This is a genomic window from Halopenitus malekzadehii, assembly GCF_900108505.1.
Lineage (GTDB): Archaea > Halobacteriota > Halobacteria > Halobacteriales > Haloferacaceae > Halopenitus > Halopenitus malekzadehii.
This window is the reverse complement of the sequence record NZ_FNWU01000001.1, coordinates 370,221-389,405: the sequence shown is the minus strand read 5'-3', so window position 1 is coordinate 389,405 and position 19,185 is coordinate 370,221. Positions and strand designations below refer to the sequence as shown.

The 19,185-nt window shown below is 66.9% G+C and carries 18 protein-coding genes and 1 tRNA gene; 13 read left to right on the top strand and 6 right to left on the bottom strand.

The genetic code is table 11. The features are described from left to right. The 12 genes from BLW38_RS16105 to BLW38_RS01970 all read left to right on the top strand — a co-directional run bounded on the left by BLW38_RS16105 (position 1) and on the right by BLW38_RS01970 (position 13,897). Positions 1-1,200, top strand: coding sequence for a DUF7500 family protein (locus tag BLW38_RS16105; RefSeq protein WP_177167398.1), 1,200 nt, complete (start codon positions 1-3; stop codon positions 1,198-1,200). A gap of 121 nt (positions 1,201-1,321) precedes the next feature. Then, complete coding sequence (locus tag BLW38_RS02020; RefSeq protein ID WP_092813557.1) at positions 1,322-3,208, top strand: FlaD/FlaE family flagellar protein; 1,887 nt, start codon at positions 1,322-1,324, stop codon at positions 3,206-3,208. Beyond that, positions 3,198-3,656, top strand: a complete 459-nt coding sequence (locus BLW38_RS02015; protein WP_092813554.1) for a hypothetical protein — start codon at positions 3,198-3,200, stop codon at positions 3,654-3,656. Before BLW38_RS02020 ends, BLW38_RS02015 begins: the two co-directional genes overlap by 11 nt. Then, complete coding sequence (locus BLW38_RS02010; RefSeq protein ID WP_092813551.1) at positions 3,657-4,121, top strand: flagellar protein G; 465 nt, start codon at positions 3,657-3,659, stop codon at positions 4,119-4,121. It begins immediately after the preceding gene. 68 nt (positions 4,122-4,189) lie between these two features. Next, entirely contained in the window at positions 4,190-4,939 is a 750-nt protein-coding gene (locus BLW38_RS02005; RefSeq protein ID WP_092813548.1) for an ATPase domain-containing protein, read from the top strand. 12 nt (positions 4,940-4,951) lie between these two features. Then, a complete protein-coding gene (locus BLW38_RS02000) occupies positions 4,952-6,619 on the top strand; it encodes a type II/IV secretion system ATPase subunit (protein WP_092813545.1) in 1,668 nt (555 codons plus the stop codon). Positions 6,620-6,635: 16 nt separating this feature from the next. Next, positions 6,636-8,372, top strand: a complete 1,737-nt coding sequence (gene flaJ / locus BLW38_RS01995) for an archaellar assembly protein FlaJ (RefSeq protein WP_092813542.1) — start codon at positions 6,636-6,638, stop codon at positions 8,370-8,372. Between the two features lie 128 nt (positions 8,373-8,500). After that, on the top strand, positions 8,501-9,043 hold the full coding sequence (locus BLW38_RS01990) for a KH domain-containing protein (protein WP_092813539.1): 543 nt from the start codon (positions 8,501-8,503) through the stop codon (positions 9,041-9,043). 348 nt (positions 9,044-9,391) lie between these two features. After that, positions 9,392-11,041, top strand: a complete 1,650-nt coding sequence (thsA, locus tag BLW38_RS01985) for a thermosome subunit alpha (protein ID WP_092815497.1) — start codon at positions 9,392-9,394, stop codon at positions 11,039-11,041. Positions 11,042-11,303: 262 nt separating this feature from the next. Continuing rightward, a complete protein-coding gene (locus BLW38_RS01980) occupies positions 11,304-11,885 on the top strand; it encodes a 2Fe-2S iron-sulfur cluster-binding protein (protein WP_092813535.1) in 582 nt (193 codons plus the stop codon). Positions 11,886-11,968: 83 nt separating this feature from the next. Continuing rightward, the gene (locus tag BLW38_RS01975) at positions 11,969-13,141 is read left to right on the top strand and encodes a hypothetical protein (protein ID WP_092813531.1); all 1,173 of its coding nucleotides are present in this window, start codon (positions 11,969-11,971) and stop codon (positions 13,139-13,141) included. A 96-nt stretch (positions 13,142-13,237) separates the two neighbouring features. Then, entirely contained in the window at positions 13,238-13,897 is a 660-nt protein-coding gene (locus BLW38_RS01970; RefSeq protein ID WP_092813528.1) for a cyclodeaminase/cyclohydrolase family protein, read from the top strand. Positions 13,898-13,996: 99 nt separating this feature from the next. Here BLW38_RS01970 and BLW38_RS01965 read toward each other — a convergent pair whose 3' ends face one another. The 3 genes from BLW38_RS01965 to BLW38_RS01955 are packed head-to-tail and all read right to left on the bottom strand — an operon-like array spanning position 13,997 to position 16,338. Next, a complete protein-coding gene (locus BLW38_RS01965; protein ID WP_245710024.1) occupies positions 13,997-14,752 on the bottom strand; it encodes a hypothetical protein in 756 nt (251 codons plus the stop codon). Between the two features lie 30 nt (positions 14,753-14,782). Further along, complete coding sequence (locus BLW38_RS01960; protein ID WP_177167397.1) at positions 14,783-15,574, bottom strand: hypothetical protein; 792 nt, start codon at positions 15,572-15,574, stop codon at positions 14,783-14,785. After that, on the bottom strand, positions 15,571-16,338 hold the full coding sequence (locus BLW38_RS01955) for a nucleotide-binding protein (RefSeq protein ID WP_092813525.1): 768 nt from the start codon (positions 16,336-16,338) through the stop codon (positions 15,571-15,573). The genes BLW38_RS01960 and BLW38_RS01955 overlap by 4 nt, the downstream gene beginning before the upstream one ends. Before the next feature lie 114 nt (positions 16,339-16,452). Here BLW38_RS01955 and BLW38_RS01950 point away from each other — a divergent pair. Next, a tRNA-Ser gene (locus BLW38_RS01950) sits at positions 16,453-16,537 on the top strand. Between the two features lie 30 nt (positions 16,538-16,567). Here the strand turns inward: BLW38_RS01950 and BLW38_RS01945 are convergent. The 3 genes from BLW38_RS01945 to BLW38_RS01935 all read right to left on the bottom strand — a co-directional run bounded on the left by BLW38_RS01945 (position 16,568) and on the right by BLW38_RS01935 (position 19,174). After that, positions 16,568-16,876 (bottom strand): hypothetical protein, encoded by a 309-nt coding sequence (locus BLW38_RS01945; RefSeq protein WP_092813522.1) that lies wholly within the window; start codon positions 16,874-16,876, stop codon positions 16,568-16,570. Positions 16,877-16,996: 120 nt separating this feature from the next. Continuing rightward, positions 16,997-18,634 carry a (R)-citramalate synthase gene (locus BLW38_RS01940; protein ID WP_092813519.1) on the bottom strand — a complete coding sequence of 546 codons (1,638 nt, stop codon included), beginning with the start codon at positions 18,632-18,634 and terminating at the stop codon, positions 16,997-16,999. 132 nt (positions 18,635-18,766) lie between these two features. After that, positions 18,767-19,174, bottom strand: a complete 408-nt coding sequence (locus BLW38_RS01935; RefSeq protein ID WP_092813516.1) for a DUF192 domain-containing protein — start codon at positions 19,172-19,174, stop codon at positions 18,767-18,769. Positions 19,175-19,185 lie beyond the last annotated feature (11 nt).

Sequence of the window (19,185 nt, the reverse complement as noted above, 5' to 3'; positions counted from 1 at the left end):
ATGACCGACGACGGCGCCGCGTTCGACCCTGACGACCTCGACTTCACGCGCGACGAGCGCGTCACGGAGATCGATGACGGTCGGTACGTGGTCTCGGCCGGCGACGGTCCGCCGCGAGTGCCGCCGGACGAGGACTCGCTCACGGACCTGCTGAACGAGGTCACCGACGCCGAGGGAGCAGTGGCGGAGGTGGCCGCGGACGCCGCAGCGGACGCGGCGACGGCGGACGCTGCAGCGGACGCGGCGACGGCGGACGCTGCAGCGGACGCGGCCGCGAGCGAGTCCTCGTCGACCGCCGCAGGGCCGGATGCGGGCGACGCCGGCGAGAGGAACTCGGGGACGCGACCGCGAGACGCGGTGACCTCCCAAGACGTGAGCCGGTGGCTGGCGACCTCCTTCGCCGAGGACGGCTTCGCGTACGGGTTCGATGCGACCCTCTCGGTGGACGACGAGGTGGTTCGCCACCGGATGGTCTCGAACGACGTCACCGCCGCCTTCGAGACGCTGCTCACGTGGTTCACCCGGCACGCCGCCAGCGAGGCGCCGCCCGATGAGGCGCTCGGCATCCTGGTTGCTGCCGCCGAGCTGCCGGTGCAGTACCCGCCGGGCACGCTCGAGCGGTACCTGGATCGTCACGACCTTTCGCCGGAGGACTCGATCGGCGAGCTGTTGCGGGTCGCGGAGGCCCACGGCGGCCTCCGGATCGACACCGGCGATGGGTCGGCGACGGCCGCGGACGTGACCGACGAGGACGTCGACGCCGACACGAACGCCGGAGCCGACGCGACCGCCGGACACGACGAGAGGGCGGCCGGTCAGGACACGGCCGGGGATGGAGACCGGAGCCGCGGAGACCGCAGTCGGAACGGACCCGCCCGCGCTGGCGATCGCGTCGACGATCGCACGCACGGTGTCGATGAAGCCTCGACCCGAAGTGCTGACGGGTCGACCGGATCCGACGACCGCGTTCCGGGATTCGACGGCACACCTGGAACGAGCAGCCGGACCGGAGAAGCCGAATCGGGCACCAGTCCGAGTGCGGACCCGGATGCCGATCCACATACGGATCCGACCGCCGACCGGCAAACCGACACGGACGCCGAGTCGAAGGTCACTCCCGACGACGGAACGGACGATAACGGAACGGAGGACGGCGGATCGTGGAACTGGGTCGGGTCGGACGTCGATACCGCCGAGTGAGGCCGATCGACGGTGGCTGGCCGGCTTGCAAGGAACATCTTATCAATTAACCAACCATATAGAATCAAATTTGATAATAACAGAGGTACATTGAAGTGGTGGACGGCCGTTTGCACGCACAATGGCGCTCGAAACATCAGTCTGGGCCCTACCGACGGTCGCGGGGGGGACCGTGCTTGGGCTCATCGGAGCCGGCTTTTTGGACCGACTCCGCGATGACGAGGCCAGCGAATCGGGGGGGACCAATCCGTTGTCCGACGACGCCGGCTACGGCGGCGGGGGCGACGGGTTGAGCGGCGACGGGTTCGGCGGGGGGACCGACCTGGAGGCGGAACTGGGCGGCGGGGGAGCCGCCGGTGACGGCGGACCGGGGGGGAACGGACTCGGGGGCGGCGGTGGCGCCGGTGGCGGTGGCGGTGGTACCGGCGGGGATCCGGGTGCAGACGCCGGCGGAGACGCCGGCGGCGGGGGCGACTGGGGGGACAGCCTCGACGGCGGTGGAGGGGTCGACACGCTCGAGCTCGAGCGCCGCGTCGAGGAGCTCGAGAACGACGTCGACGCGATCGACGCGACCGTCTCGACGGTCCGGTCGGAGAACGAATCCGTCCAGGGGACCGTCGAGGACATCGAGGAGGACATCCGGAACCTGCTCGGGATCTACGAGATGGTGACCCAGGGCGTCAACCCGTTTGCCGACGAGGTGGACGGCTTCGACGGCAATGGGTTCAATTCGGGGGGGAATGAGACCACGCTCGGACTGTTCGAACAGGGGGGAAACGACGCGACGACGGACCCGGAGCAGGATCTCGAGTTCGAGGGGAGTGGTAACGCGGACCCGATCGACGAGGACCCGCCCGAGAAGGGCTCCAACGAGCCGACGAACGACGGGATCGAACCGGAACCGGAAGCGGAGCCGAAATCCGCCGACTCGACCGAGACGGAACCGGAACCAGCACCGAAACCGGATCCGACGGCGGGGCGTACGGAACCGGACGCAACAGCTGACGGGACGAAAAGCTTCAGCGATCTCAAGGCGGAATACGACCGCGACGGTGCTGACACGACGGCGACGAGGAACCCCGGTCCGGTGCGGATGAGCACCGGATCGGTTCCGATCGCGGAACCCGAACGGGCAGACGAGCCAGAACCCGGAACCGGCGCGGAGCCGGAGCCGGAATCCACCGATTCGATCGATCCGAAACCGGAACCGGACCCGGAGGTCTCTAACTCATCCGCCGATCGCGTCGAGACGGAGCGGACGCGACGCGAGACCGAGGACACACGATCGGCGGATGAGGTCGATGACGGCTTCGAGTACGTCGATGACGAGGACCTCGAGCCCGGCCGGCAGGACCCGTACCTGCGTTCGCTGCCGAAGGGGTACGTCGGCGATCTCCTCGTGATGGAGTGGCTCGAGTACCTCGTCGAGACGGCGACGGTGACGGATGCTGCGCGCGCGATCCGGTATTACGAGCGGATCGACTGGGTGTCGCCGTCGGTCGCCGAGCGGCTACGGGACTTCCTCGCGGGGTTCGGACAGGTGGACCGGAACGTCGTGGTCCGGCCGGGAACCGACGAACTCGATCGGGACCACCACACGCGGAGCCTCCGGTACATCATCCAGCTCAACGAGGCGACCACGCGGGACGTGCTCGTCGACCGGTGGGACGACCTGACCGACCGGGCGCTGCTTCCAGGGGGGAACCCGGGCGAGAACGGGCCGACCGCAGGGGACGGCCCGGCCCCGGACGACGGACACGGAATGGGTGGGCTACCGGCAGACCTCGTCGGAGGATCCGGAGTCGAATGGCCCGAGAACGGGGGTTCCGGGGACGAACGCCTCGGAAACGGCTATCATCCGCATCCACCGAGCCCGGCGACGTCGAGCGATCACGACCGACCATCGAAGCCGCGGCGGGACGGGGACCGGGACCCGGATCGAACCCTCGGCGGCGTCGATCGCGACGCGACGCGACCGACATCGCGGAGGGGGTCGGATGGGAATTAGCGTCTCCGCGTCGGCGGCCATCATCGCCGCCGGGCTGTTCATCGCGTTCGGGGCGATGTACCCCGTTGCCGAGAACGGATTCGACCGGGTGACGAGCGCACAGGAGACGTCCCACGAGCGCGCACTCGAGCGGGAGAACGTCGACGTGACGTTCGTGAACGCCACCGACGACGGGGCGTCGCTGAACGTCACGGTCGAGAACACGGGGGCGGAGTCGATCCCGGTCCCGCGAACGACGCTCGTCGCGGACAACGAGTACGTGAGCGTGGATCCGAGCGAGACGACTGTCTACGGCGCGGACGCGGACCCCTCGACCGGCGATACGGAAACGGAGCTGTGGCTGCCGGGCGAACGGCTCCGGTTCTCGGTGCCGAGCGATGGAGAGGACGCGGTGCTCGTGGCGACCGAATCCGGGATACAAGTCCGCGGAACGGTGGTGGCCGCCTAGATGGCGAGCGTCTCCATCTCACATATGATCCTCTTCATCGCGAGCCTCGTCATCGCCGCCGGCGTCGTCGGGACGGTGACCACCGAGGTCGACCGGGTCAACGCGGCGATCGAGGCGACCAGCATGGATGTCTCCGAGGACATCCGAACCGACGTGACGATCGTCTCGGATGCGGGCAGCTCGAACGTCTACGACTCGGGGAACGAGACGGTGACCCTGCTCGTGAAGAACACGGGAACACAACGGCTCGCCCCGGACGGTTCGGAGGCGGTGATCGTCTTCGACGGCGCGTTCATCGGCTCCGGAAGTATCGAGACGACGCTGCACGGCGGTTCCGGGGACTCCTGGGGACGGGGGGACGTCCTCGAGTACACGATCGACGTCGGGTCGATCGACACGGGCGACCACCGGATCCACCTGACGGTGAACGGCGACGAGGAAGTATTCGAGTTCAGACACGAATGAGGATGCCGAGACGGAGGACACCGAGATGAAGGACATCGAAACAGGGACTACCGAAACGGAGGAAACCGATGCCCCGAGATAACCTGCTGTCGTTGGGGCTCGAGAGCCACGACCGGGTGAATATGGAGCTCGGCGGCGGGATCCCCCGCGGGAGCATCGTTCTGATGGAGGGAGATTACGGCGCCGGAAAGTCGGCGCTCTCCCAGCGGTTCGCCTACGGGCTGCTCGAGGAGGGAGCGACGGTGACGATGCTGTCGACGGAGCTGACGATCCGGGGGTTCCTCGACCAGATGCACTCGCTGTCCTACGACGTCGTTCGCCCGCTGTTGAACGAGCAGCTGTTGTTTCTCCACGCCGACTTCAACTCCGGGGGCGCGTTCTCCGAGGACGCCGGCGAACGGATGCAGCTGTTGACCCGGCTGATGAACGCGGAGGTGATGTGGAACACTGACGTGATCTTCATCGACACGTTCGATTCGATCCTTCGGAACGACCCGACCTTCGAGTCGCTGATCCGGAAGAACGAGGAGCGACAGGCCGCCCTCGAGATCATCTCCTTCTTCCGGGACGTCATCTCACAGGGGAAGGTGATCGTGTTGACGATCGACCCCTCGGCGATCGACGAGGACGCGATCGGGCCGTTCCGCGCGATCGCGGACGTCTTCCTCCAGCTCGAGATGATCGAGGTCGGCAGCGAGGTCCGCCGACAGATCAGCGTCAAGCGGTTCGCCGGGATGGGCGAGCAGGTGGGCGACACGATCGGCTACTCGGTCCGGTCCGGGACCGGCGTCGTCGTCGAGAGTCGGAGCGTCGCCTAGGGGGAACGCAGGATGACAGAACAGGGTACCGTCAGACCGTCGAAGGAACTCCGGCAGGTGGCACAGCGTCGGCCACACCTGATGCAGCACCTCCGGAAGTTCCGGCAGATCACGGGGGAGTTCCCGACGCTGATCGAGGAGGCGAAAGACGAGTACGAGACCGACCGACCGAACGTCCTCTACCCGGTCGGGGGACCGATATTCTGTCACATCTACGGCGATCTGGGCCAGGACACGAAGTACTACGCCATCGAGCCGGAACTCACCGGTGCGGAGGCACAGACCCTCACCGACGTCAAGGACCGCCTGCTGACGGTCTCCGGCGGCTACCGAGCCCCCGAAACGGAGGCCGAGTACAACGAGCTGATCGACACGCTGTTGGCGGAGGTCACCACGGTGAAGACTGGTGAAACCGGCCGACTCGGCCGGATCCGACATGCGCTCGACTGGGGCTCGCTCACCGTGACGCCGGAGACCTACGAGAGCATCCGTTACCGGCTTGCACGCGACATCGTCGGCTACGGGCCGCTCGAACCGGTGATGCGTGACTCGGCCAACGAGGACATCCACGTCATCGGTCCCCACGAGTGTCACGTCGACCACAGCGTCTTCGGGATGTTGGAGACCACTGTCGATTTCGGGAGCCGATCGAACTTCGACAACTGGCTGCGAAACATGGGCGAACGGATCGGCGATCCGGTTTCCGATGCGGACCCGATCGTCGACTCGACGCTGCCCGACGGGTCACGCATCAACATCATCTACTCGGACGACATCTCGATCAAGGGGTCCTCGCTGACGATCCGGCAGGGCAGCGAGACGCCGCTGTCGATCAACCAGATCACGGAGTGGGGGACGCTCTCGCCGGAGCTTGCGGCGTACCTCTGGTTGTGTCTGGAGAACGAACAGACGGTCTTCGTCGTCGGGGAAACCGCATCGGGGAAGACGACCACGCTCAACGCCGTCCTCTCGTACATCCCGCGGGACTCGAAGATCTACACCGCGGAGGACACGGCGGAGGTGATCCCGCCGCACAACACCTGGCAGCAGCTGTTGACCCGCGAGGGCGGCGGCGAAGGCTCCGTCGACGTCGATATGTTCGACCTGGTCGCGGCGGCGCTGCGGTCGCGTCCCGACTACATCATCGTCGGCGAGGTCCGCGGCGCCGAGGGGCGGATGGCGTTCCAGGCCGCCCAGACGGGCCACCCCGTGATGTTGACCTTCCACGCGAGCGACATCGTCTCGATGATCCAGCGGTTCACCTCCGACCCGATCAACGTCCCCGAGACGTTCATGGACAACGCCGACGTCGCACTGTTCCAGAACCGGGTCAAGCAGGGCGATGAGGTGTTACGCCGGGTGACGAGCGTTCAGGAGATCGAGGGGTACTCCAAGGAGATGGACGGCGTCATCACGCGTGAGGTGTTCAGCTGGGACCCCGTTGAAGACCAGATCGTCTTCCAGGGGATGAACAACTCCTACGTCCTCGAAGAGCAGATCGCGACGCTGCTCGGCTACGCCGACACCCGCGACATCTACGACGATCTCCAGTTCCGTGCGTCGCTCACGGAACGAATGATCCAGGAGGGGATCGTCGGCTACCACGAGGTGAACGAGGCGATCACCGTGTTCCAGCGCGACGGGATCGAGGGACTCCCGTTCGATATGAGCCGCCGCTAGGAGGATCGAGTCAGGGATGTCCGTCGATAAGGCCGGAACCGGAATCTCGAACGCCCTGGAGTTCGTCTCGGACCTGCTGGAGTCGTACGACAAACTCGACGTCGACAGGCGGGAGTACGTCGGCTACATCCTCCTCCCGGCAACGCTGTTTCTCCTCCTTTCGACCGTCGTCGCCGTCACGGTGTCGCTGCCGCTGACGGTGACGCTGCCCGTGATCGGCATCGGGCTCGTGGTCTTTTCGGCGGCGGCGGTGTACCCGAAACTCTACATCAACAGCCGAAAGGCGCACATCGAGAACCAGCTCCACCTGGTGATGACGCACATGACGGTTCTGTCGACGACGAACATCGACCGGATGGAGGTGTTTCGGACGCTCTCTCGGGAGGAGGAGTACGGCGTCGCCGCCGAGGAGATCGGTCGCGTCGTCCACCTCGTCGACACGTGGAACCAGAGTCTCGACGACGCGTGTCGCCGCCGCGCCAAGGAGGTCCCCTCGAAGACGATGGCCGACTTCTTCGAGCGACTCGGCTACACGATCGGGGCCGGCCAGCCGCTCGAGGAGTTCCTGCTGTCCGAACAGGACGTGATGCTGTCGAACTACGAGACGCTCTATGAGTCCGCGCTCGCGAACCTGGAGGTGATGAAGGACCTGTACATGTCGATGATCCTCTCCATGACCTTCGCGCTCGTGTTCGCGGTCGTGTTGCCGATCCTGACCGGGACCGATCCCACGCTCACGGTGATCGCCGTGATCGTCCTGTTCGTGCTGGTACAGTCGGGCTTTTACGTCGTGATCCGGATGATGGCGCCGTACGACCCGATCTGGTACCATCCGGAGGGCGGTGCGCCCGGCGATCGTCGGCTCTATACCGCCCTCGGCGTTGGAGCGGTCGGGTCGATCGTGCTCATCGCGATCACCGGCCTCGGGATGAACGGCATCGGCCCCGGGCTTCCAGGACTGTTGTGGTTCCTCGATTCAACGCCGCTTCCGCTGTACATCTGTGTCCCGCTGACGCCGCTGTTCTTCACCGGGGTGATCCTCCGGCGTGAGGAGTCGGCGATCACCGCCCGCGACGAGGAGTTTCCGTCGTTCATCCGGGCGCTTGGGGCGACCGAGAGCGCCAAGCAGTCGACGACGTCGAAGGTGCTCGAGTCGCTCCGTGAGAAGGATTTCGGCGCGCTCTCGCCGTCGATCGAGCGCCTCTACCGCCGATTACAGATGCGGATCGAGCCCGAGGGGGCCTGGCGGCGGTTCGCGATCGATACGCGGTCGTACCTCATTCAGAAGTTCTCGGAGATGTACCTGGTCGGGCGGCGAATGGGTGGCGACCCCAAACAGCTCGGCGAGCTCATCTCGGCGAACATGAACGTCGTCATCCAACTGCGCGAACAGCGGCGCCAGTCCACCGTGACGCTGATCGGGCTGATCTACGGGATCACGGCGGCGGCGACGTTCGCGTTCTTCATCGGGCTCGAGATCGTCGCGATCCTCACGGATCTCTCGGCCGATCTCTCCTTGGATTCGATGGAGATCGGGCAGATCATCTACGCCGGCGTCTACGACCTTCCGCTCATCGAGTTTCTCCTGTTGACCATCGTGCTGTTCAACGCCGTGCTCTCGGCGATGATGATCAGAACGATCGACGGCGGGAACCCCGCGAACGGCTACATCCACTTCGTGGTGTTGACCTGGTTGGGCTGTCTGACCGCGATCGGCACGCGTGCGTTGGTCGGCGACCTGCTGGCGGTGTGACGATTCCGCGGAACGACGCTCCTGCCGGAGGGTGGTTCACTCGTGCGGATCGACGCGAGCCGCGCCAGCGATCCTCACGGGGACGCCGACGAGAACACCCTTAAAACCATCCGCGAATAATCGAGGGTATGAGACACGTAACGGTTCCGCAAGACCGTATCGGCGTCCTCATCGGCGAGGGCGGCGAGACGCTGCGCGAGGTGGAGGATCGTGCCGACGTCCGCCTCGACGTCGATTCCGAGACGGGGTCGGTGGCGATCGACTCGACCGGCGACCCGGTCACGGCGCTGGTGGCTCCGGACATCGTCAAAGCGATCGGCCGCGGGTTCACCCCGGACGTCGCGCTCTCGCTTTTGGACCACGACTTGCGACGGTTCGAGCTGATCGACCTGGCGGACCACACGCGAAACGACAACGATCTGCAACGGAAGAAGGGCCGGATCATCGGCGAAAACGGCCGAACGCGCGAGCTGATGGAGGAACTGACCGGTGCCGAGGTCGTCGTCTACGGCTCGACCGTCGGCGTTATCGGCGACGCCGAGGAGGTTTCGGCGGTCCGGCGCGCGGTCGGGATGCTGCTCGACGGCGCCCCCCACGGCGCGGTCTATTCCTTCCTCGAGCGCAAATCGAACGAACTCGACGACGACGTCGACTTCTCGGCTCCGCAGTGACCGGGACCACCTCCCAGCCTCCACCGTGACCGGAGCCACCTCTCGGCCTCCATCGTGATCGGAACCGCATCCTCGTCCGCATCGTGACCGGAACCACGAAGCACAGCACCGGGAGCCGACCGGTCCGCCGTTGGGCCACGAGCTGCTCGGTGTCGGGTCGGTCAGATAAACGCGGGTGTGTTCGTCAGCAACTACCACTTATAAAGTGGACTGTGAGAACGCATACCACACGAATTTTTCCCTTCCCCGTTGGGCGCTTCGTCCAACCGGTAGCATAAGCCTTTTATAGAACTACAGACAATCACACTCTGTACTATGAGTCAGCGACAGCGAATGGGCAACCAGCCGATGATCGTACTTTCCGAGGAATCACAGCGCACGTCCGGCAAGGACGCGCAGACGATGAACATCACGGCCGGCAAGGCCGTCGCCGAGTCCGTCCGAACGACGCTCGGCCCGAAAGGGATGGACAAGATGCTCGTCGACTCGACGGGCGGCGTCGTCGTCACGAACGATGGCGTGACCATCCTCAAGGAGATGGACATCGACCACCCGGCGGCGAACATGATCGTCGAGGTCTCCGAGACACAGGAGGAGGAAGTCGGGGACGGAACGACCTCCGCCGTCGTCGTGGCCGGAGAACTCCTCGACCAGGCCGAGGAGCTTCTCGACCAGGACATCCACGCGACGACGCTCGCACAGGGATTCCGACAGGCCGCCGCGAAGGCCAAGGAGATCCTCGAGGGCGAGGCCATCGAGGTCACCGAGGACGACCGCGAGACGCTCACCGAGATCGCCGCGACGGCGATGACCGGCAAGGGCGCCGAGTCCGCCAAGGACGAGCTCGCTGACCTCGTCGTCGACGCGGTGCTCGCCGTGGCCGACGACGACGGCATCGACACGGAGAACGTCTCCGTCGAGAAGGTCGTCGGCGGCTCCATCGACGAGTCCGAGCTCGTCGAAGGCGTCATCGTCGACAAGGAGCGCGTCAACGAGAACATGCCCTACGCGGTCGAGGACGCGAACGTCGCGCTCTTCGACGGCGCCATCGAGGTCCAGGAGACGGAGATCGACACCGAGGTCAACGTCACCGACCCCGACCAGCTCCAGCAGTTCCTCGACCAGGAAGAAAAACAGCTGCGCGAGATGGTCGACCAGCTCGTGGACGTCGGCGCCGACGTCGTCTTTGTGGACGGCGGCATCGACGACATGGCCCAGCACTACCTCGCCAAGGAGGGCATCCTCGCGATCCGGCGCGCCAAGTCCGACGACCTCAATCGGCTTGCCCGCGCGACCGGCGGCCAGATCGTCGCCACCCTCGAGGACCTCGATGAGGACGACCTCGGCTTCGCCGGCTCCGTCGCCCAGAAGGACGTCGGCGGCGACGAGCGCATCTTCGTCGAGGACGTCGAGCAGGCCCGCTCGGTCACGCTCATCCTCCGCGGCGGCACCGAGCACGTGGTCGACGAGGTCGAGCGCGCGGTCGACGACTCGCTCGGCGTCGTCCGGACGACGCTGCTCGAGGGCGCGGTCCTGCCCGGCGGCGGCGCACCCGAAACGGAACTGGCGCTCCAGCTGCGTGACTTCGCTGACTCCGTCGGCGGCCGCGAGCAGCTGGCCGTCGAGGCGTTCGCCGACGCGCTGGAGGTCATCCCGCGCACCCTCGCCGAGAACGCCGGTCTCGACCCCATCGACTCGCTTGTCGACCTCCGTTCCCGCCACGACGGCGGCGAGCTCGGCGCCGGCCTCGACGCCTACACCGGCGACGTGATCGACATGGAGGAGGAGGGCGTCGTCGAGCCCCTCGGCGTGAAGACCCAGGCCATCGAGTCCGCCACCGAGGCGGCCGTGATGATCCTCCGCATCGACGACGTCATCGCTGCTGGCGACCTCAAGGGTGGCAGCTCCGACGACGGCGGCGACGACGCGGGCGCGCCCGGCGGTGCCGGCGGTATGGGCGGCATGGGCGGCATGGGCGGTATGGGCGGCGCAATGTAAGCGTCGGCCGATAGGTCATACCCATCCGCTCACTCGACGATCGCTGCTCCGCCGTCACCCCGATCGCGTCCGGCCCTGGAGGCCGGGTCGATCGTGAACCGTCGTTTCGTTCTCACGTTTTATCAAGACGCGCCGGTCAGCGGTAGCACCGTTCGTTCCCTCATCCGCGCCGATCGTCGCCGTGGTCTCGATCGGATCGCTCGCCTCCCAGCGACTCGGACCGATCAAAACCCCCTTATGGGACCTCTTCGTACTCGCGCGTATGGTTGATCCACTGGCGATCGGAGTCGCGACGACGATCGTGCTCGTCGTCGTGTTCTTCTCCTCCCTCGAGGGAACCGGCTGGAGCCCGGCGGAGGACATCTCCGAGGAGGTGCTCGAGCGCCGCGCGGCCACCGTGCCCGAAACCGACTTCCCCGAGCCGATGAACCGCGCGATCGGCGGCGGTGGCGGCGCCGTCGCGGTCGGCGGCGGCGCCGAGGGCGAGACCGGCGAGCTCGAGGAGGGCGGCGCCGAGGAGTCCGCCGGCCCCGGCGATATCCCTGAGGACGAGGTCGAGTACTACGAGGTCGAGTTCGTCAAGGAGGGCGAGACGGTCGAACTCGCGAACGACGAGCCGATCCTCGACCAAGGCGAGGACCAGGGCTGGGACATGCCCTACGCCTGCCGGCAGGGACAGTGTGTCTCCTGTGCGGCCCACATCACCGACGGTCCCTCCGAGGACTTCGTCGTCCACGACGACCAGCAGATGCTCGGCGAGGCCGAGATCGGGGACGGCTACACGCTCACCTGCGTCGCGTATCCGCGCGACTCCTTCAGCATCGAAACCGGCGAAGCGCCGTAACGTTCGACACGCCCGGGTTCGACGTCGCAACCGACCGATTTCCGATCGACTTTTCTCCCATCACGGGAACGTTCACCACACGAATGGGCTATCCGTTCGCCGCGCCGAATGGGTACGAGGAACGACTCAACCGGCAGTTCGCCGGCTATCTCGCGTACAGCCTTCGGATCGGGCCGGAGCTGTTGAACCGGGTACACGAGGACCAGCCGTTCTCGATCGCCGAGGGTGCCCGCGTCGTCGGGACCCAGGACGTGCCGCTTCCGCGGTACACCGACGACGGCCCGGATCGGGAGATCGACTGGGTCGTCCGCGACCCGGACCGGCTCATCGGGTACGAGTCGAAGTACGGCGACTCGCTGGGCACGACCCAGCTCCGGGACGAACTCGCGAAGCTGGAGCTGAACGCGGACGGACGCGACGTCGTACTCGTCGCCGTAACCCCACACACGACGCCGCCGAGCGCGGTCGAACGGATCGACGACGATCGGGTGTTCTGGGTCGGGTGGAACACGGTCGCGCGAACGCTCATCCGAACCGACGTCGACGATCTCACGCCCGAACAACGCCCGATCTGCGAAATGCTGCAGGACCTCTTCGAGGCGGAAGGAATGCACCCGTTTACAGGCTTCGACCACGCCGACAAGCTCCAGTATCGCTACTTCATCCGGGACCTCAGACAGGAACTGACCGACACGGACCTCGAACAGCCCGGGAAGATACACACCTCCACGACGACCGACCCGGAGCCGACCTCCTGGAAGCGACTCGTCCCCAAGCGCCTCGACGTCCCGTTCGTGCGCTCGTCTCGCGAGGACGACTGGAAGCGCCAGCGGTCGTACCTGACGGTTACGGTGGACACCGAAACCCACGACGTCCACGTCGGGGTCGTGTTCAACGTCCGGGAGGTCGAGGTGCATCGGGAGTACGTCGCCGACCGGCTCGATGACCTCCTCGCGTACGCCGCCGACCGGGATCTGGAGCTGTGGGCATCGATGAACAGCTTCAATCAGTGGACGGACGGGATCGCCCGAACCGACCGTCCCGCCGAGATGCGGCAGTGGCTCGAAACCGGCGCGAGGACCGTCGTGAGGGCTGACGAGACGGAGTACAAGAAGGCGATCGTCGTCCACGAGTGTTCCGGATCGACGCCGTCAGAGATCGTCGCCGAGGCCGCGGCGGAACTGCGCACGTTCCACGAGGACTTCCTCGTCGACGACGCGCTGTATCCCCGATCGACGCTTTCGGGACGCGACTGAGTTCGGGAAAAGGCTTACTCGGGACGCACCGAAGGGGATCGGTATGGACGACTCGACGACGTCACGAACGCGGCCGACCGGAGGCCCGGGCACACGATGACGATCGCCGACCGACCGATCGGTGCGTTCCTTTCGGACGTCGCCTCAGCCTGCGTGACGCCAAGCGGCGGCGCGGTCGCAGCGATCGGCGGCGCGATGGGGAGCGCACTCTGTGGAATGGTCTGTATCCACACGATCGAACACGGGGACGACCGCGTCGCGGGGAACGCCACGGAAACGACCACGGATCGAAAGCGGTCGAACGCCGAGACGACGCCCCCGGACTTCATCGCACTCCGAAACGCCTTCGAGAGCCGCCGCGAGCGGCTTCTCGATCTTGCGGACGCGGACGTCGCCGCCGTCGATGCCGTCGGGGAGGCCTTCGCGGCCGACGGTAGCCCGGATCGCCGGCACGAGGCCGCGAAACGAGCCACCGAGGTTCCGATCGAGACGGCGGCCACAACCCGCGACGTGCTGGTGGATGCGATCGCGGTGACCGAGCACGGTGCTCGGAACGCCGTTCCTGACGGGGTGACTGGGGCGTTCCTCGCACACGCCGCAGTGCACGCGTCGGTCGCGACCGTTCGTGCCAACCTCGACCACCTCGAGGACGAGCCGGCAGCGGCGTTCGCCGAGCGGGCGGACGCGATCAAGGCGGACGCGGACCGATCCCTCGCCGCCGTGTGTTCGGCGGACGTCACTGCGGATCGGGAGTGACGGTGGTGACGATGGTGACGATGGTGACGATGGTGACGGTAGTGGTCTCGAACGCACCCGTGCGTTCACGCCCGAACCGATCTGACGGCCGGCGTCCGCTCAGAAGCCACCGAACCGGAGAGAGACCATCACGAGGATCAACGCCAGCTGGAAGCCGCCCTGGACGCCGCCGAGTTTCGCGTTCTGTCGGCCGATCGCGGCGATGACGCCCGGATCGGGGTCCGGCGAGGTCATCTCCTGATACATCCGGACCTCGCCGGGCAACAGGAATCCGAACCCCTGGACCGAGAGCACCGTCACGATCGCCAGCGCGAGGAGGGCCGCGGGAGTCGTCGGCTGCAGCGACCCGATCGTCGTCGCGACCCACGCCAGCGCTCCGACGGCGACGACCGCGAACGGAACCTGCCAGCGGCGGTCGTCGAAGGCCTCGAACCGCCAGCCCAAACACAGCAGAACCGGCACAAGGGTGACGGCCGTGAACGCCGCAAGCCAGGGCTCGGCGTTCGGGAACAGGCTCAGTCGCTGCGCGAGGACGATCCCCGACGCGATCGTCACGAGCGCCATCGAGGGCAGCAGGAAGGCGGTTTTCGGGGTCAATCGCTCGAAGACTGCGGCGCTTTGCTCCTCGTCGAGCCCGCCGACCACCGGACCGAGGACCGCGCCGAGGAAGACGTCGATGCCGGTCCAGAGGATCCCCGCCATCACGTGGATGTAGATGTGGAGTTGCAGCGACGCGACCGTCACGGCGTAGCCGAGCGCACACACCGCAAGGAGCACGACGCCGCCGGCGAAGCCGGGTTGGCGCGTCGTCCCAGCCCGCCGACCGTCGCGCGTATCGATGTCGTCGACATACACGAGCCCTTGGCCGACGCGATCGCCGTAAGTCTACGGGTTTCGTGAGTCCGCCGCGCCGGGCGGCCCCTCTTTCGCCGAGTCACCACCCTCCACGTCGTCACGTCGGACGAGCGTCTCGACATCGCGATCGGCGCCGGCGGGTGCAGGATCGTCCGTCGGGGTCTCGGGAGCGTCCGTCTCGGTCGCGAGTCCGTCCAACCCCCACTCGGCGGCCCGGTCGGCCGCCTCCGCGCGTGCCTGATCGCGGATGGCCGCGATCCGGTCCTCGTCGGCCAGAAACGCCTCGACGGCGCTCGGCTCCTCGCGTGGCGTTTTCCCGACCGACCGGTCCGCGGGCGCGTGCTCACGCGTTCGATCGGCCAACGCCGCGTCGTCGGCCAGCTCCCGAGCGGGAGCCCCCGGTGGAACCGCAAGCGCTTCGTCGTCGTGGACCGCTTGGAGCGCGTCCGGCGGAAGCTCGTACACCTCGACCCGATAGGGACCAGTGAGCGCGACGTCGGCGAGCGCCGCGGTTCCACCCCGGTCGGTCTCCGTGTTGTAGGCGACCGTCGGCACGCCGTCCGCAAAGGTGATGACCGCCCGTGCGTCCCCGCCGAGCAACAGCGTCTCCTGGGGGACGAGCGTGAGATAGCCGTCCATTTCCGCCTCGAGGACCGAGCGCAACGCCACGCCCGGATCGGTGAGCACCCGTGATCGACGGAGATCGCCGTTAGGCACCGGGAGATGGTCGAGCGTGAGCGAACGATCCGCGTTCACGGTGTCCGACTCGGACGGCTCCGCGTCGAGAGTGCCCGAGCCGGGCGGCGGCTCGGCGCCGGTCATATCGTCTCCGGAACGACGGCACTCCGGAATCGATCGGCGAGATCCGCACCGCCACCCTCCCGAACCGAGATCGACGCCGCCGCGCGTCTGAACGCTGCCGCCGCGGGACTGTCGGGCGCGTGTGACAGCAGCGGTTCACCCGCCTGTCGCGCGCTCCGCACGACGTCGGCGGCGGGGATCCGTGCCAGGGTCGGTCCGCCGAAGTGGCGGTCGGCCTGCTCGGCGATCCGATCGATGTCCTCGCGAACCTTGTTGAACAGGACGCCGGCGGTTCCGGTGCCGTACGAGCGGGCGTACTCCTGGACCTTCAGGCCGTCCGAGAGCGCAGGGATCGTCGGCTGGACCACGATGATGACGCGATCGGCCAGGACGACCGGGAGAACCGCGGATTTCGACCCGAGCGCAGCCGGCGAGTCCAACAGGATGACGTCGGCGTCGGCCGCCAGCTCGGCGACGACGTCCCGCAGTCGCCCCGGATCGGCCCGGTCGAACCCCGCAAGCGAGGTCCCACAGGGGACGACCGACATCCCGAAGCGGTCGTAGGTCGCGTCCGCCACGCTCGTCGCGGTTTCGGCGACGAGCAGGTCGTGGAGGGTCACCTCCACGTCCGCCAGCCCCGCGTGAAACAGCAGGTTCGCCATCCCGGTGTCGGCGTCGATGACGGTCACGTCGTGTTCTGCAGCCAGCGCCATTCCGAGCGCGAGGGTGCTCGTCGTCTTACCGGTCCCGCCCTTCCCGCTGGCGACCGCGAACGCTTCGACCATTGATCGCACCTGACCGCGATGTCCTAAAAGTGACACGGGACGCAGCGCGATCGACCGAGGGGACGGAGTCGGGATCGAAACTCCTTTCATCGGACCGCGATTACGCCCGAACGAGCCGAGGTAGCCTAGCCTGGCCAAGGCGGCAGATTCGAAATCTGCTGTCCGTTCGGACTCAAGGGTTCAAATCCCTTCCTCGGCGCTTTTTCGTCTTCGTGCTCGAACGCCGAGGTCACGCTCCGTCCAGCGACCGTTGATCCGATTTCAGATCGCCGCGTGTTCGTCGACGACGCTTGTCGTAGGCCGCCTCGAGCTTCGCGTTCGTCGCCCGCGAGACGAGATAACAGTCGACCGGGCTGTCGTCCGCGGGATGAGCTGTCGCGACCCAAACGTGGCCGTCACCGGCCGACAGGTCATCAGCCCACCGCTCGGCGGCGTCACGACTCGGAAAGGTATGGCAAACGCCGTCCTCGAAGACGAGCGTCCCGGCCTTCGCGTTTCGTTTGCGTGCGGACGGCTTGATCGCGACGACGACGCTCACACGCGGTCGTGGACGGCGATCAAATAAAAACCCCGTCAGACGCACGTCCGGTGCAGGCAGCGATCGGCGGTCGCGGAAACGGAGACGCATACACCCGACGACCGACGAGCGGAACCGTGGTCAGTCGTCAGCCGGGGCGGGTTCGGTGCCCGACTCAAGCACGTCGCCACAGAGCCGGTCGAGCGCGTCAACCATCGCGATCACGCTCGCGCGGGTGATGTCGGCCTCGGCAGCCTCGACGGTGACGGTCCGATCGCCACGCGAGAGCTCGACGACGACGGTGACGACGGCGTCGGTCCCGCCGGTGATCGCGTCGACGTGGTAGGAGTCGAGCTCGAACTCGACGTTCTCGTCGGCGAGCGCCTCGCGGACCGCCGTGACGGCCGCATCGACCGGCCCGGAACCGTGACCGGAAGCCACGCGTTCCTCGCCGCCGACGCGCAGTCGGACCGAAGCGGTCGGGAGGCCGGATCCGGAGGACGCGGTGAGATCGAGCAGTTCGACCTGGCGGTCGCGATCGCGTTCCTGGACGTCGTCGGCGATCGCCAACAGATCGGCGTCGGTGACGCGCTTGCCGCGGTCGCCGAGATCCTTGACGTGCTCGACGATCGCCGAGAGCTCGTCCTCGTCGACGTCGACGTCGTGTTCCGACAGCGCGGCCGCCACGCCGGCGCGACCGGCGTGTTTGCCGAGCACGAGCCGGCGCTCACGCCCGACGACCTCGGGCGGGTACGGCTCGTACATCGCGCCGTCCTTGAGCGTGCCGTCCGTGTGAATGCCGGACTCGTGGGCGAAGGCGTTCGCCCCGCAGACCGCCTTATTCGGCGGCAGCGACACGCCCGTCGCCTCCGAAACGAGCCGGGCGAGTCGGTACAGCCGCTCGAGCTCGACGGTCTCGACGTCGTAACACCGGTCCAGCGCGATGGCGACCTCCTCGAGCGCGACGTTGCCTGCGCGCTCGCCCACGCCGTTGACCGTGGCGTGGACGAAGTCCGCACCCGCACGGAGGCCGGCGTGAACGTTCGCCATTCCGAACCCGAGGTCGTCGTGGGTGTGCACGCCGGTCGGACCGAGGTCGGCGAGGCCGGAGACGATCTCGAGGGTGCGTTCGGGACTGGCGGCGCCGACGGTGTCACAGTAACAGAACCGGTCGGCACCGGCGTCGTGGCCCGTTTCGGCCATTCGGTGGAGGTACGACCGGTCCGCCCGGGAGCCGTCCTCACCGAGCAGCTCGACCCAGAGGCCGTGGTCCTTGGCGTACGCGATGAGCTCCTCGACGTTCGTCAGTACGTCTTCGCGGGTCGATCCGACCTTCGTCTCGACGTGTCGGTCCGAAGCCGGCACCACGAGATTGACGCCGTCGACGTCACAGTCGAGGGCGTGGTCGATGTCCGCCTGCACGCCGCGGGCGAAGCTCGTCACCGTCGCGTCGAGCCCGGCGTTGGCGACCCGCCGGATCCCCTCGCGTTCACCCTCGGAGGTGCACGCCGACCCCGCCTCGATCACGTGGACGCCGGTTGCGTCGAGTTCACGCGCGATCTCGAGCTTCCGCTCGGGAGTCAACGAGACGCCCGGCATCTGCTCGCCGTCGCGTAACGTGGTGTCGAGCAGTCGAACGGAATCGCGATCGGAAAGCGGTGTGAGAACGGCATCGTCTGCTGGCCCGTCGTGAGAAGGACGAGCCGGGTAGTCGGTGTTACCGGAGAATTTCACGGCCAGCCGCCGTGTGGCGACTTCCTCTATCCTCCGAATTACCACGAGTATCTCGTGTCATTCGTGCTCGTGTGAACGGTGCCCATCCTAATAAGGTATCGGGTTTTCGAACGAACGATCACCGAGGAGGGGCCGACGCGATGCATCGGGTCCGACCGCCTGCGGTCGGCGACGTCCTCACCCGGGAACGTCGGTCGTTCCGTCCGGGTGAACGAGCTCGATCCGGTCGCCCGGCTCGACGGCGGCGGCCGCGCCAGCAGGCAGTTCGATGACGGCGTCGCCGCGGCCGCGGCCGAACCCGAAGAAGGGTCGCAGCCGGGTGACGGCGGTCACCTCCCCATCGATCACCCAGACGGCGTCGATCGCGAACGGAACGAACGCCATGTGCAGCGTCCGCGATTTCGGTTCCCCAAACGGAAACACGAGCGCGTGCTCGTCGGGGATCGATCGACGAAACATCAGTCCACGGGCCCGCGAAAGGAACGAGTCGGCACGGTCGACCCTGGTGGCGAGGGCATCAGCCTCGATCGCGGACGAACGATCCTCGTCGAACGAGGCGGGACGATGAACGAGTCGGGGGGACACCGGTGGAGTGG